The organism is Arthrobacter sp. ZGTC212, assembly GCF_002929255.1.
Taxonomy (GTDB): Bacteria; Actinomycetota; Actinomycetes; order Actinomycetales; family Micrococcaceae; genus Arthrobacter_B; species Arthrobacter_B sunyaminii.
The window spans coordinates 1-550 of the sequence record NZ_PJIJ01000071.1 but is presented as its reverse complement, the minus strand read 5'-3'; the positions used below and the strand labels follow the sequence as shown (position 1 = coordinate 550).

General features: G+C 67.3%; 1 pseudogene. It reads left to right on the top strand.

Annotated elements, in window-relative coordinates:
* Positions 1-550 (top strand): annotated as a pseudogene (locus CXQ89_RS17930) (acetyl-CoA C-acyltransferase); the annotation flags it as partial.

Below are 550 nucleotides of genomic sequence, written 5' to 3'. Positions count from 1 at the left end.
TGGTGGTCAGCGAGGGCCTCCGTGAGGTGATCCTTGACCTCAACCGGGCCAAGAGCCTTCCGCAGCGGCTGCAGATCCTCAGCCGCCTGCGGCCCAAGGACCTGGCTCCGTTGGCGCCCGGAACGTCCGAGCCCCGGACGGGGCTGTCCATGGGGGAGCACCAGGCGCTGACCACTGCGCAGTGGAAGATCCCGCGCGAGGCGCAGGATGAGGTGGCCCTGAACAGCCACAGGAACCTCGCGGCCGCCTATGACGCCGGATTCTTTGACGATCTGCTCACCCCTTACCGCGGGCTGACCCGGGACGGCAACCTGCGGCCCGACACCTCGCTGGTAAAGCTGGCAACCCTGAAGCCTGTCTTTGGGAAGAACCTCGGTGCCGACGCCACCATGACAGCCGGGAACTCCACGCCGCTGACCGACGGCGCGTCGACGGTCCTGCTGTCCTCGGAAGAGTGGGCCGACTCCCGCGACCTGCCCAAGCTTGCCGCCGTCGTGGACGCCGAAGCAGCCGCTGTGGATTTTGTGCATGGAAAGGACGGCCTGCTCAT